Annotated in this window: 15 protein-coding genes; 9 read left to right on the top strand and 6 right to left on the bottom strand. The window is 70.7% G+C overall.

From position 1 onward, the window contains the following. Window positions 1-59 precede the first annotated feature (59 nt). Entirely contained in the window at window positions 60-641 is a 582-nt protein-coding gene (locus tag ACWA14_RS00735; RefSeq protein ID WP_463795531.1) for a helix-turn-helix domain-containing protein, read from the bottom strand. Window positions 642-715: 74 nt separating this feature from the next. Between ACWA14_RS00735 and ACWA14_RS00730 the strand changes: the two genes are divergently transcribed. Beyond that, a complete protein-coding gene (locus ACWA14_RS00730; protein ID WP_463795530.1) occupies window positions 716-2017 on the top strand; it encodes an MFS transporter in 1302 nt (433 codons plus the stop codon). A gap of 59 nt (window positions 2018-2076) precedes the next feature. On the opposite strand, the gene ACWA14_RS00725 is transcribed toward ACWA14_RS00730, so the two are convergent. Beyond that, entirely contained in the window at window positions 2077-2295 is a 219-nt protein-coding gene (locus ACWA14_RS00725; RefSeq protein ID WP_463795529.1) for an SCO4848 family membrane protein, read from the bottom strand. A gap of 133 nt (window positions 2296-2428) precedes the next feature. On the opposite strand from ACWA14_RS00725, the gene ACWA14_RS00720 reads away from it, so the two are divergent. The 8 genes from ACWA14_RS00720 to ACWA14_RS00685 all read left to right on the top strand — a co-directional run bounded on the left by ACWA14_RS00720 (window position 2429) and on the right by ACWA14_RS00685 (window position 10857). Further along, the gene (locus ACWA14_RS00720) at window positions 2429-3055 is read left to right on the top strand and encodes an RNA polymerase sigma factor (RefSeq protein WP_463795528.1); all 627 of its coding nucleotides are present in this window, start codon (window positions 2429-2431) and stop codon (window positions 3053-3055) included. After that, a complete protein-coding gene (locus tag ACWA14_RS00715; protein WP_463795527.1) occupies window positions 3052-3525 on the top strand; it encodes a hypothetical protein in 474 nt (157 codons plus the stop codon). Before ACWA14_RS00720 ends, ACWA14_RS00715 begins: the two co-directional genes overlap by 4 nt. A gap of 52 nt (window positions 3526-3577) precedes the next feature. Continuing rightward, entirely contained in the window at window positions 3578-5137 is a 1560-nt protein-coding gene (locus ACWA14_RS00710; RefSeq protein WP_463795526.1) for a S8/S53 family peptidase, read from the top strand. Window positions 5138-5194: 57 nt separating this feature from the next. Continuing rightward, window positions 5195-7675 (top strand): CHAT domain-containing protein, encoded by a 2481-nt coding sequence (locus ACWA14_RS00705; RefSeq protein WP_463795525.1) that lies wholly within the window; start codon window positions 5195-5197, stop codon window positions 7673-7675. Between the two features lie 334 nt (window positions 7676-8009). After that, window positions 8010-8837 (top strand): DUF4397 domain-containing protein, encoded by an 828-nt coding sequence (locus ACWA14_RS00700; protein WP_463795524.1) that lies wholly within the window; start codon window positions 8010-8012, stop codon window positions 8835-8837. A gap of 47 nt (window positions 8838-8884) precedes the next feature. Next, window positions 8885-9496, top strand: coding sequence for a class F sortase (locus ACWA14_RS00695; protein ID WP_463795523.1), 612 nt, complete (start codon window positions 8885-8887; stop codon window positions 9494-9496). Between the two features lie 40 nt (window positions 9497-9536). Continuing rightward, window positions 9537-10100: an RNA polymerase sigma factor gene (locus ACWA14_RS00690; RefSeq protein WP_463795522.1), complete on the top strand. Its 564-nt coding sequence runs from the start codon at window positions 9537-9539 to the stop codon at window positions 10098-10100. Then, window positions 10087-10857, top strand: a complete 771-nt coding sequence (locus ACWA14_RS00685; protein WP_463795521.1) for an anti-sigma factor — start codon at window positions 10087-10089, stop codon at window positions 10855-10857. Before ACWA14_RS00690 ends, ACWA14_RS00685 begins: the two co-directional genes overlap by 14 nt. A gap of 165 nt (window positions 10858-11022) precedes the next feature. On the opposite strand, the gene ACWA14_RS00680 is transcribed toward ACWA14_RS00685, so the two are convergent. Genes ACWA14_RS00680 through ACWA14_RS00665 form a run of 4 tightly spaced genes read right to left on the bottom strand, consistent with a single transcriptional unit; the run spans window position 11023 to window position 13527 of the window. Then, complete coding sequence (locus tag ACWA14_RS00680) at window positions 11023-11784, bottom strand: hypothetical protein (RefSeq protein WP_463795520.1); 762 nt, start codon at window positions 11782-11784, stop codon at window positions 11023-11025. Continuing rightward, window positions 11784-12725, bottom strand: coding sequence for an ABC transporter ATP-binding protein (locus ACWA14_RS00675; protein WP_463795519.1), 942 nt, complete (start codon window positions 12723-12725; stop codon window positions 11784-11786). The genes ACWA14_RS00680 and ACWA14_RS00675 overlap by 1 nt, the downstream gene beginning before the upstream one ends. Beyond that, a complete protein-coding gene (locus ACWA14_RS00670; RefSeq protein ID WP_463795518.1) occupies window positions 12722-12958 on the bottom strand; it encodes a PLDc N-terminal domain-containing protein in 237 nt (78 codons plus the stop codon). Before ACWA14_RS00670 ends, ACWA14_RS00675 begins: the two co-directional genes overlap by 4 nt. Beyond that, on the bottom strand, window positions 12955-13527 hold the full coding sequence (locus ACWA14_RS00665; protein ID WP_463795517.1) for a helix-turn-helix domain-containing protein: 573 nt from the start codon (window positions 13525-13527) through the stop codon (window positions 12955-12957). The genes ACWA14_RS00670 and ACWA14_RS00665 overlap by 4 nt, the downstream gene beginning before the upstream one ends. Window positions 13528-13633: the final 106 nt, after the last annotated feature.

Below are 13633 nucleotides of genomic sequence, written 5' to 3'. Positions count from 1 at the left end.
CGACGACGGCGGATGCCGCGACCGCACGCGCGGTCGCGGCATCCGTCGTTCCGGGGGAGTCAGATGCGGTCGTCGGCGGCGAGGATGTCGATCTGCCACGGGCGGCTGTCGGGGTCGTCGCGGTCGTGCGCCTCGACGGCCTCGGACAGGACGTCTTCGATGCGCTCGATCACCGCGTCGAACTCCGCCGGGGTGAGCCGCACCGTGCGCTGCGAGAAAGTCGCGTGCACCTCGCTCGTTCGGCCGCTGACGTACTCGGGAGTCCAGGCCATGACGCGGCGCAGCATGTCCTGATGCTCCTCGGCGAGCGCACCGATCATGACGGCGCTGAGCGCCTCATCGGGCACCGGGCTCTCGGGGCCGCCCAGGCTCAGCGCCTGGTGACGCGCGACCCAGACCCGATCGCGGCGGTCCCGCGCGTGCTCCGGCGCCTCTTCGATGAGCCCCGCATCCGCGAGCGCCCGCAGGTGGAAGCTCACGCTGTTCGCGGCGACGCCGAGTTCCGCGGCGATGTCGGTCGCCCGCAGATGCTCGTGGCGACGGAACAGCTGCAGCATCTGGCGGCGCAGCGGGTGCGTGTACGCCTTGAGCATGGCCGTCGTCATCCAGACCGGATCGGGCCGCGCGTGCTCCTCGCTCATCTCCCGAGTATATCCGCACCCCAAGTTGCGCAATAAGACTTGCGCAACTTGTCTTGCGCAATTATTCTCGATCCATGACCACCGTCACCGCCCCGTCCCGCTCGTGGCGCACTCCCCGCTACCTGACCTGGCTCGTGAGCGACACGAGCAAGGGGCTCGCCGCCGCGCTCTTCGCGTTCGCGATCCCCCTGCTCGCGCTGATCGTGACGGATGATCCGGCTCAGGCGGGCATCATCGGTGCCGCCGGCGTGGTCGCCCGACTGCTGACGACGCTCGCGGGCGGCATCCTGGCGGACCGCCATTCGCGCACGGCGCTCATGCTGGTCGGCTCCATCGCGGGCATCGTGCTCGCCGGCGTGTTCACGGCGCTCGCCCTGTGGGGCACTCTGACCTTCATGAGCCTGCTGCTGTTCAACATCCTGCTCGCCGCGCGCAGCGGACTCTTCGACGTCGCGGGCGAGAGCGCGATCAAGGAGATCGTGCCCGACGACAGGATGGGACGCGCGCAGGCCGCGAACCAGGGTCGGGATGCCGCGCTGCAGCTCGCGGGCGGGCCGCTCGGCGGACTCCTCCTCGGCGTCGGCGGGTGGCTGGTCGGGGTCGCGATGACGCTCTGCCACGGGATCGCCGCCGTCACGGCCTGGATGCTGGGACGCGCCCTGCCGCGCCAGGAGGCGGGGGACGATGCGGAGGCAGGTGTCGATTCCGGGCCTGCCCCCGACGCACCCGCGCGGAACGCATGGCGCGAGATGCGCGAGGGGTTCGCGTGGCTGCTCTCCCGCCCCGATCTCGGCGGCGTCCTGCTCATCATCACGATCATCAACCTCGGCTTCAACGCCGCGATCACGACCGTGATCTACGCCCTGCAGCAGGACGGATACCCCGAGCTGCTGATCGGTGCGATGTCGTCCGGCATCGGGGTCACCATGCTCGTGGGGGCATTCATCGCTCCCCTGCTCGTCCCGCGCATCGGCGCGGGGGTGCTGGCGATCACCGCGCTCTGCGTCGTGGCGGCCGGCGCGGTCGCGCTGTCAGCGGTGACCGCACCGTGGGCGATCGTCGCGGTGCTCGGCGCCGCCGTCCTGCTGCTGCCCGCGCTCAACGCCGGGATGATGGGCTACTTCATGGTCGCCACCCCGACGCATCTGCTCGGACGGGCCAACAGCGCGGCCGGCGTGCTGGGCATGGGCGCGATGCCGCTCGCGCCGCTGATCGCCGGATTCGGCCTGACCACGCTCGGGCGCGAGGGCACGATCCTCGTCTGCGCGGCGCTCTGCCTGATCGCCGTGGTGCTCGCCGTCAGCAACCGGGCGCTGCGCGGACTGCCCGTCGAGTCGCAGTGGGCCGCGCACGCGAAGACCTACGAGATGCGGTGACCCCGGGGCTGTCCGCGGCGGGGCCCGGGACCGGGGTGGCGATCGCGGGGCGGGGCGGGCTACAGGGCCCCGGCGAGCGCGGCGATGCCGGCCAGCGCCGAGACCAGCGCGAGCACGAGAGCGATCCCGATGAGCACGGCGTGCACCTTCAGGAAGGTCGTCGGCCGGCCGTTCGCATCCCGCGCGCGCGGATCCTTCGCGACCCGCTTGTAGAACCGCGGCCAGACGAGGACATTGAAGGCGGCGTTCACGAACAGCAGGATGGCGAGGGCGATCACCCCTCCACGATATCCGCGACAGCAGCCGCATCCGTCCCGGCATCCGGCCCGACTCCCCACACCCACACCCCCCACCGGGATGTATCAGAAAGCCCTTGCCCTGCTCCTGGTGTGTGTGATCACAATGGGCTTCATGACCGACGGTGCACCCGGCACCGCTCTCGATCCTGCATCGGATGACGGTTCCGCACGCTGGCTGCGGGCCGCCGATCTCTTCGACGCATGGCGTGAGGGCGATGCTCGCGCGATGGACGAACTGGTACGGCTGATGACTCCCGTGCTGTGGCACGTCGTGCGCGCGTACGGACTCGAGCGCACCCTGGCCGAGGACGTCGTGCAGACCACCTGGCTGCGACTCGTGCGCGGGCACCGGTCGATCGCCGATCCGCGGGCGGTCTCCGCCTGGCTCACCACCACCGCGCGGCGCGAGGCCTGGCGCATCGGGAAGGCGCACGGCCGCGTCGACACCACCGAGGCGGACGACCTCGACGTGCTTCTGCCGGAGCAGTCCTCGGCCGAGGATCATGCCGCGCTCGACGAGGAGCGACGCCGTCTCTGGTCGGCCGTGAGACGTCTCGCCGAGCGGTGCCAGCGGCTGCTGCGCGTGATCGCCTTCGAGGATCGCCCCGACTACGCCCACCTGGCAGAAGACCTCGCGATGCCCGTCGGCAGCATCGGCCCCACGCGACAGCGCTGCCTGGCCAAGCTGCGCACCCTGCTGGACGCGCCGCCCACTCCGCGGACGGAGGGACGGACATGAACGACGACGCCCACCCCGCCGACCCTGATGACGCCGAGATGTTCGCCCGACTGCGCACGCTCTGGCGCACGGTCGATCCGATGCCGGAGAGCCTGGTCGACCGCATGATCGCGGCGGTCGCGGCCGACGGCATCACGCGGGAGTACGCGCTCCTGACCCTGGTCGAGAGCCCGGTAGGGGCGGTGCGCGGCGAGACGGAGGCGCTCACGCTGCAGTTCAGCGACGGCACCACGAGCATCCTGCTGCACGTCACCACCACGGCATCCGGTCGTCGACGCGTCGACGGCTGGGTCGACACGGCTGCCGCCGAGATCGTGCTGACGCAGGGCGAGCGCGCACGCACCACCTCGCCCGCCGAGACCGGACGCTTCGCGTTCGACGAGGTGCCCCCCGGACTCACCCGGGTGCATCTGACGACGACGGTGGGCGACGAGAAGCGCACCCTGTCGACACCGCAGTTCGAGTTGTAGCGCCCCGCCGGGGGTGCGGTGTGCGGCGAGTCCGCACCGGAGAGGAGGACGCATGGAGCAGCCCAGAGGATGGACCTGGCAGGACCGCGCCGAGGGGTCGATCCGCCGCGGATCCGCGCTCGATCCGAGCATGGAGCCGGTCGACGGCGTCCGCGCGTTCCCGACCGCCTATCTGCCCGAGCGGCTGCTCGTCATCCGCGACGAGAAGGATCTCGAAGGGGCCGACCAGGAGATCCGCACGCTCCGTGACGCCGCCGACACCTTCGGCTGGCTGCTCGAGTTCGACACCGCCGAGCGCGAGACCCCCGAACTCGTGCCCGGGGTTCCCGGATTCCTGCGGGCACGGCTGACCACGCCCGACCAGCCGACGCGGGGCGAGTCGCCCGTCGCCCCCGATGCGTGGCGCGTGCTGCAGCGGGCACGGCGCATGTCGCGGTCGACCATGCCGCGGACGAGCCTGGATCACGTCCTCGCGATCGACCCGGTCGGGCTGAACCCGTTCAGCCGCACGAATCCCTTCAGCCGCACCAACCCGTTCAGCCGCACCAACCCCATGCGCGGCGAGGGCGCGGGCGGCAGCGACGACTATCTCGAACCGGGGCGCGGCGCCCGTCAGCCGGTGACGTGGCTGGGGCCGGCGCCGCGACGCGGTCCCGCGCCGAAGCGGGGGAGGCGACCCGTCGTCGCGATCCTCGACACCGGATGCGGGGTGCACGACTGGCTGCCCGACGACATCGTGACGCGTCACGTCGAGCTCGACGGGCACCCGGTGGGGCTGACGGACGACGCCGACCCCGAACGCTTCCCCGACCTCTACGGGCAGCTCGACGGCGAGATCGACGCGGTGGCCGGTCACGGCACGTTCATCGCCGGGATCATCCGCCAGACCGCTCCGGATGCCGACATCCTCTCGATCCGCGTGGCCGGCGCGCTCGGGGTGATCGACGAGAGCACCCTGCTCGGCACCGTCGCGCAGGTCGTGGAGCTGCTGCGTCGGCACCGCGCGAACCCGCGGACGGGGCATCCGATCGACGTGCTCTCCCTGTCGCTCGGCTACTACCACGAGACCCCGGTCGACGGGCTCTTCAGCCGCACCCTGTTCGCGCTGCTGGCGGCGGCGCGCGAGCTCGGCTGCGTGGTCGTCTGCTCGGCGGGCAACGACGCGATAGACCGCCCGGCGTTCCCGGCGTCGCTGTGGCCGTGGCCCGGCTCCGACAACGGCATCGCCCCCGACGCCGGCGCCCCGCACGTGTCGGTCGGGGCCCTGAATCCCTCGGCACGGTCGGTCGCACTCTTCTCGAACGTGGGCCCGTGGGTGCAGGTGTACGCACCGGGGGCAGCGGTGGTGAGCACCTCGCCCGCGTTCCTCGGCGGATCGCAGGCCGCGACGAGGGCCGACGTCTCAGGACTGGTGCGCGAGACGATCGACCCCGACGACTACCGCGGCGGGTTCTCGGTGTGGAGCGGCACGTCGTTCGCGGCGCCCTACGTCGCCGGCCACGTCGCCGCGCTGCTCGGCACGGTGCCCGTGAAGGGCGTGGCGGTGGATGTCGCGACCGAGGCCGTGCGCACGGTGGTCGAGGCGCTGCCGACCCCGATCGGGAAGGACTGACAGCGCCGGTCTTCTTCGCCTCTTCCACCGACGGGCCGCGGGCGGCATCCTGGGGGGATGCCCCTGTCTGCGAGTGAGCTGCATCGGCGCGGTGTCGAAGCGGCCAACGCGCGACGGTTCGCGGCGGCCCGGCGCGCGTTGGCGGCGGCATCCGCCCGCACCGACGACCCGGATCTGCGGGCCCGCATCGACGGCACCCTCGCCTACGTGCTCGCCCAGACCGGTCGGCCGGCGGATGCCGAGCGGCTGTGCCGTTCCGCGCTGGATCGCCCCGCCCTGCGCACCGAGACCACCGCGGTGCTCAGCGGACAGCTCGGCACGCTGCTGATGCACGCGGGGCGTCTGGCCGAGGCCGAGTCGATGCTCACCCGGGCGATCGAGGCGATCAGCGCCTCCTCCGCCCCGCCGAACGCGCCGGACGCGACCGCGCCGGCCGAGACCACCGAGCTCGCGAACTGCCTGATGAATCGCTCGATCGTGCGGATGCAGCGGCATGAGCTCGACGCGTGCGTCGCCGATCTGCAGCGCGCGGTGGCCGTCTACGAGGCGAGCGGCGAGGCGGAGCCCCTCGCGGAGGCGCGTCACAACCTCGGCTATGCGGCTCTGCTCGGCGGCGACCTGGTCACCGCCCTCGCGCTCATGTCCCGGTCGCGACCCACGCTCGCGGCGGTCGGCGATCTGGCGGCGGCGATCAGCGACCTCGACCGCGCCGAGGTGCTGCGCGACGCCGGGCTCACGACCGAGGCCGAGAGCCTGCTCGCTCAGGTCGCCGTGCGGTTCGGTGCGCAGCGGATGCCCCAGGCGCGCGGTGAGGCCGAATTCCACCTCGCCCGATCGCTGCTGCGTCATGATGCTCCCGCGGCGGAGCGTGTCGCCCGCACGGCCGCACGGCGCTTCGCGGCGCTCGGCAGCGCCGGATGGGCGGCGCGCGCCGACGCCGTGCGTCTGGAGGCCTGGGTGCGCGCGCGACCCGACAGCACCCCCGACCCCGCAGAGATCGACAGGGCGGCGAGGGCCCTCGACCGCGGCGGATTCCGCACCGAGGCGACGGCGCTGCGGCTCACCGCGCGGCGCGCCGGCGGAGGACGGATGCCGCGGGTCGCCGCCGATGCCCCGACCGCGCTGCATCTGCGCGCACACGAGGTGCGGGCGCAGCGCGCGGCCTCCGCGGGTCGTACCGGGGCGGCGCTGGCGGCCGCGGCATCCGGTCTCGAGCTGCTCACCACCTGGCAGCGGTCGTTCGGGGCGCTCGACCTGCAGGCCTCGGTCGCGATGCACGGCAGCGAGCTGGTTTTCGCAGGCCTCACCGCCGCGGCCCGCACGCGGGATCCGGCGACCCTGTTCGCCTGGTCGGAGCGCGCGCGACACCTGAGCCAGCAGGTGGCGCCCGTGCGCCCTCCGCACGATCCCGAGCTCGCGAGCGATCTCGCCGAGCTGCGGATGCTGCGCGCGGATCTCGCGGGGCATGACTGGACGACCGACGCCCGCGTGCGGGTGCTGCGCGATCGGGTGCGGGAGCGGCAGTGGTCGTCGACCTCGGCCGGCGCCACCCGCGGTCGCCTCGATCTGCCGGACGCCAAGGAACTGCTCGATGCCGACACCGCGGTGCTGTCGTTCGTGTTCACCGGAACGTCGCTGCACGCCGTGGCGGTGACGGCATCCGGTGCCGAGATCGTCGATCTCTCGGTCTCCCGCGTGCAGGCGGCGCTCGACGGGCTGCGCGCCGACCTCGACATGGCCGCGCTCACGCGGGGCGGAGCGATGTCGTCCGTGATCGAGAGGACGCTCGACGTGCGGTTGCGCGTGCTCGACGACGAGCTCCTGGCCCCCGCCCGTGCGATCGCTGCGGCGCAGCGCGTGGTGCTCACGGTGCCGGGGATGCTCGCCGGGGTGCCGTGGGCGATGCTGCCGAGCCTGCACGGCGTGCCGTTCACGCTCGCGACCTCGGTGTCGCGCTGGGGTGCCGACCGTCACGACCCCGCTGCCGCGCCCCGGCGCGTCGGTCTCGCCGTCGGCCCCCGCGTACCGCGCGCGGCGGAGGAGATGCAGACGGCGTCGGCAGCATGGCGCGGGAGTTCCGCCGTGACGACGCTGCTCGACGATGCCGCCGCGACGGTGTCGGCGATGACCGCGCTCGCGGGCGACTCGGACGTGCTGCACATCGCCGCGCACGGTCGGCACGCGGTCGACAACCCCCTGTTCTCCGGGGTCGAGCTCGCCGACGGCCCGCTGTTCGGCTACGACGTCGATCTGATCCCCCGCACCCCGGGCACGGTCATCCTGTCGGCGTGCGAGGTCGGCCGCTCCTCTGTGCGCTGGGGCGAGGAGGCGCTGGGGATGACCCGGGTGTGGCTGCACGCGGGAACCCGGTGCGTGATCGCGGCCCCGGTGATCGTCGCCGATGACGTCGCGTGCGAGTTGCTGGGCGCCGTGCACGGGGAGCTGGCGAGGGGAGCCACGCCCGCCGACGCCCTCGCCGCGGCATCCGTCGCGACCGGACACCGGGCGCCGTTCCAGTGCCACGGCAGCGGATTCTGACTTTCTCCGCCGCGATGTATCACGGACGCGGGTCGGTGCTCCTGATGTTCGGAAGGTGCTGATGCGAAGGGCTTCGGAGGTTTCCGGGGCGCGAGGGAGGCGCAGTCGATGGGGAGTTCGCGATGTGGGATCGCGACCGGACACAGACACCGACTTTCGGAGGGACGCCGCGGGTGGAGCCGGGGCACCCCGCGGGGCTTCGACGACTGGGGACGTCGAGGTCCTGCGGGGCATCCGAAAAAGTTTCTTGCGGCGTGCATCCGAACGAGACCTCCGACCGGAACAACGTAGGTGAAAGGGCCACATGGCCGCCTACGGTTCAAGGAGGAATATCGTGCGCAAGAAAACAACCGCGGGTATCGCGGTCGGAGTGATCGCCGCGTTGAGTCTGGCGCTGCCCGCGTCGGCGGCGACGAGTGATTCAGCCCAGTTGTCGGTGCTCCACGCGATCCCCGACACCCCGGTCGACGTCTACGTCAACGGCGAGCTGACCGTCGACGACTTCCAGCCCGGCGACTTCGCTGGTCCGCTGGAGCTCCCGGCCGGCGACTACGAGGTCGCGCTCACGGCGCCGGATGCCGCCGACGCCAGTGCCCCCATCCTCGGACCGGCGACGCTCACACTCGCCGCGGGGATGAACTACACCGCCGCCGCGCACCTCACCGAGGCGGGAGAGCCGGGGTTGAACCTGTTCACCAACGACATCTCCGCGACGGCCGCGGGTGAGGGCCGGTTGACGGTGCGCCACACCGCCGCGGCTCCCGCCGTGGATGTGCTCGCCGGTGGTTCGCCGGTCATCGAGGGGCTCACGAACCCGAACGAGGCGACTCTCGACCTGCCTGCCGGAACCGTCTCCGCCGCGGTGGCGCTCGCCGGCACGACCGACCCGGTGATCGGTCCGGCCGATGTCGCGGTGCAGGAAGGCGTCCTCACGATCGTGTACGCGTGGGGAAGCGCGGAGGACGGCAACCTCGCCATCGCCGCACAGACCGTCGAAGGCCTGCACACCAACCCGGACGGTGTCCCGTCCGGTACCGCGGGCTACCTCGCTCAGAACGACACCACGGCCACCGTGCTGCTGGTGGCCGGTATGGCCGGCATCGTTCTCCTGGTCGCCGTCGGTGCAGGTCTGACGGCTCGGCGACAGAAGAGCGTCCGCTGATGGCACGAGGAGCGTCGAGAGGTTTCCTGCGGCTCCCCCTGGTCGTCATGGCACCCCTCCTTTCGGCGCTCCTCGTCGCCTGCTCCCCGGTGGGGGCGGGAGGTGTCGCGTCGGCGCCTGTTCCCCCCAGCGCGTCGGCCACCCCCACGCCCGCCCCCACCTCCACCCTGCGTCCCGAGATCCGCTCGGGGGCGTTGACCGCCCCCGAGCAGACCATCGCCCCCGCGCGCCTGCGCATCCCCGATCTGGGCGTGGACATGCCGATCGTCGATGTGGGCGTGGAGTCGGCAGGGCCCATGGAACTCCCCGTCGACCCCGCGGTGGCCGGGTGGTACCGGTACGGCTCGGATGCCGACAGCGATGCCGGGGCCATGACGATCGCGGCGCACGTCGACGCGGTCGGCTATCCGATCGGACCGCTCGCCCGCCTGCGCGACGTCGCGACGGGAGCACCGATCGACGTCGTCGCGGCCGACGGCTCCGCCCGCACGTACGTGGTGGAATCCCTCACCTACTACGAGAAGTCCACCCTGCCGACGGAGGAGCTGTTCGCCCGGGACGGCGAGCCGATGCTCGTGCTCATCACCTGCGGCGGGCCTTTCGACTCTTCGACCGGGCACTATCGGGATAACGTCGTGGCCATCGCACGACCGCAGTGAACCCCCATGCACAGCACGCCGGATGAAGAGGAGGGACGGGATGGACGAGAGCGGCGACCGTGAGGGCGAAGCGCAGCTGAACGAGCGCTTCGTCGCCGGTGATGAGGCTGCCCTCGCGGAGCTGTATCGGCGGTGGGCGCCCGTGGTGTTCACCATCGCGTTGCGCTCGCTCGGTGACCGGGCCGACGCGGAAGACGTCACCCAGCGCACGTTCGTGTCGGCGTGGACGTCTCGCACCGCCTACGACGCCTCGAAAGCCCGCCTGTCCACCTGGTTGGTGACCATCGCCCGGCGCCGCATCGCCGACATGCACGACTCCCGGGCCCGCATCCGCCGTCTGCACGAGGAGATGGAACGCCTGACTTCCCCCAGCGACCTCATCACCTCGCCTGTCGATCTCTCGCACAGCATCCTCATCGCCAACGAGATGCAGCATCTGCACCCCGACGCGCAGAGTGTCATGAGGTTGGCCTTCTACGATGACCTCACGCACGAGGAGATCTCCCGCAGGCTCGACATGCCCCTCGGTACCGTGAAAAGCCATATCCGCCGCAGCCTGACCCGCATGCGCGATCGATTGGAGGTCAGCCGTGTCTCATCTTGATCCCGAGCAGCTGGCCCTGCTCGCCCTCGGCGAACCCGTCGCCTCCGACGACGAACGCGCCCACGTCGCGGAATGTCCCGCGTGTGCGGCCGAGATCACCGAGATGGCCCACGCCGCCGCCATGGCCAGGGCCACCATCAACGAGGGCGAGTTGTTCTCGCCGCCCGCGGGCGTGTGGGGACGCATCCACGAGGAGCTCCACCTGGGTGAGGCGCTCGCTTCCGACCCGCTCTCCGCTGCGCCGGGCACTCCTCCCGCCGCTTCGTCGCCCGCCCCCGCGCAGGCCTCCCTGCGGCCACGTCCGCGGCGACGCGCGTTCTCGCCCGCCGGCTGGTGGGCGCTCGCGGCCTCGCTCGTGCTGGTCGTCGGGGTCGGTGGCGCCGCCACGTGGTTCGCCGTGTCGGCCGCCCAGACGCCGTCGGTGATCGCCGCCGCGACGCTCGACGCCTTCGACGCGCACCCGGGTGCCGCCGGGCAAGCCGAGGTCGGCGAGGACGCCGACGGAGCCCGCACCCTGACCGTCACGCTCGACGGCGCCGGAGACACCGACGACTACCGCGAGGTCTGGCTCATCCGCAACGACGGCGAGGCCCTCATCAGTCTCGGCATCCTCGGGTCGTCCACCGAGACCTTCACGATCCCCGACACCGTCGACCTCGACGAATACGACCTCGTCGACATCTCCAACGAGACGGTCGACGGGAACCCCGCCCACTCCGGCGACTCGATCGTGCGAGGTCAGCTCGGGTCGGTGTGACGAGTTCGTCTCCTACGTCTGGACCGGATTCTGGAACACCCCTGCTGGTCCCCGTGGTGTAGGGCTGCCAAGGCCGCACCGGTGTACATGTAGACCGGTGGCGCGGTCAGCCGTGCATTCCGCTGACTCGGAGCGTGTTTGCGGCGGCCGCCTCCGCAACACGCTCTAGGCGTCGCGTCGGAGTGGCTGTCTGGCGGTGATGAGCGTAGCGCCGATGACGCACAGGGCGGTGACCATGAGCGCGGACAGGATCGGCAGGCCGAGACTGTGGATGCCGCTGGTCGAGCCGGTGAGGAGCGTGGTGGGGGTCCATGAGGACAGGGCCGGGAACTGGCTGAGCAACGGCAGGACCAGGGCCAGAATCGTGGCGATGGCGATGGCCGGTGCGGTGCGGCGGGTGAACGCCATCACAAGGAAGCCGATCGCCATCGCCATGACGAGGTAGATCGTGGAGCCGGCCCACACCCCCAGGATCAGGTCACTGCTGATTCGGCCGATGGTGAGGTTCGTGATCACCACGGCGAGCAGGAGCCCGAGGGAGTAGGCGAGGATCGCGGCGATCCAGGCGACCGCGAGTCGCGGGATGGTCACGGTGGAGAGGCGTGCCACGCGCGTCCGGTAGTAGATGGAGGAGCCGGAGCGGGCGTCCCACGCCATCGAGGTGACGGCGATCGCGACCGCCAGGATGAGTCCGAGCTGCATCGCGCTCTGGTTGAACAGGGTGATGCCGTCGGCGGCGGTCGCGGGGGCGGCTTCGATGGTGAGTTGCTCGGTGCTCGTCGCTGTACCGAGTATCGCCGGCATGGCGAGCGCCAGAGCGGGGCCGGAGAGCCCGAAGAACGCGAACGTGGCCAGCAGCCCGATGAGCAGTCCGGAGCGGGTGAGGCGGCGGGTTTCGACGCGTGCGGAGGCGAGGCTGGCAGACATCAATGGTCCTGTCTCTGGATGATCCGGGCGAATGACGCGTCGAGGTCGCGGTCCTGAAGGGTGACCTCGATGACGGGCGCGCCGAGCAGGGTGAGTGCGTGCGTCAGTTCGGTCGCGGCGGTGTCGAAGCTGGTGAATCGGGCCGTGCAGAGTGTGTCGGTCACGAATTCGAGGTGCATGTGCGGCACCTCGGCGACGAGGGTTTCGGTCGTCGTGGCGGTGGGAGCACCGAGTCGGATGGTCCATACCGGTTCCAGACCGTCGGTGAGGATCTCGGTCGTGGTGCCGTGCGCGATCATCCGTCCGTCGCTGATGACCACGACATCGTCGGCGAGTTGTTCGACCTCACTGAGCATGTGACTGGAGAGCACGATGCAGCGGTGCTGCTTCTGCTCCGTGATGAGGGCCCGGATGTCGGCGCGGCCGATGGGGTCCAGTGCGCTGTTGGGCTCGTCGAGGATGAGGACGTCGGGGTCGAGGACGATCGCCGCGGCGATGCCGAGACGTTGCAGCATGCCGCGAGAGAAATCAGCCACTCGTCGGGTCGCCACTTTGCCGAGCCCGCAGAGTTCGAGTGATTCACGGGCGGTGACGGTGCCGCGCATCCGGGCGATCGCGAGGGACGTTTCGACGACCTCGAGCGCCGTGAGCCATGGCTCGAATTGCGGAACGTCCGGGCAGTACGCCACCCGGCTGCGGCCCGGACCGAACGTGACCTGCCCACTGTCGGCAGGAAGCAGGCCGGCGATGATGCTGAACAGCACCGTCTTGCCGGCTCCATTGGGGCCGATCACAGCGGTCACTGCCCGGTCTTTGGCGGTGAAGTCGATGTCATGGATTCCGGCGCCGCCCGGGAAGGTGCGAGTGACGCGCCTGACCTGGATCGCGTGATCGGAAGGGTTCTGGTCCCGGGGGGTGATCGCGCGAAGCGGGGTGGTCATCGAATGTCCTGGTCTCGGAGAGCGGCGCCTCTGTCGCGACCGAGGATGAGATACAACACCGCGCCGAGCGGAATGACGAGCACGATGAGCAGAACCCAGACCAGCTTGGGGAAGTGCCGTGCGCGCGGTTTGCGGGCGATGTCGATCAGGCACGAGATGATCAGTACCGCCGCGAGGATGAGCGCCGGGATGAACGCGGCGAGTAGCCCGGAATCGAGGTCGATGAGGTTCATGGGTTCTTTCGGTCGGTCGAAGACGAGGAGCTGAGGACGTCGGACTCCGCGCGCGGCACCAACACGGTCGTGAGCTTCCGGCGTCGACGGCCACCCTCGGCCGTGTTGCTGAGAAGCGGCGTCAGTGCCCCCATGACGGCGTGGAGAAACTCGTCCACTTCTGCGGTGGTCGCCCAGAAGTCCGCCTGCGCGAAACTCACCCGATCAGCGGCCAGGTCCGGATCTCCTGCCTGCACGTAGGTGGCGAAGTCACGGATGAGACCGGAGCTGAACACGGTGAACATCGTCAGCAGATCTTCCCGGCTCAAAGCCGCCAACTCACCCTGCGACGGATTCACCAGCCCTGGGGCGACCCGATACGTCCTCTCACTCGCTCCGCGAATCTGACGCTCGCCCACCACCTCGAGCAGGCCATGCTTCACCAGCTGCGCCACATGTCGGTACAGCGTGGCGATCGGCACATCGGGCATCTGCTCGTGCATCTGAATCGTCGTCAGTTCCTCCTCGCCGAGGAGTGTCTGCACGATGCGCAGTCGAATCGGGTGCAGGAGAGCGGATGAAGTGGCCATACGGTAAAACTATCAGTATCGATAGTGATAGCAAAGAACGCCGCGCGGATGACGGGTGAGGGACTGTCGCCCCCGGCACGCGAGGACCGAAGGAATGTGGACTCAG

The sequence above is a fragment of the Microbacterium sp. TW_SC_2 genome, assembly GCF_055361165.1.
Note: the sequence above shows the minus strand (reverse complement) of the source record. Positions and strands in the feature narration are given on the sequence as shown.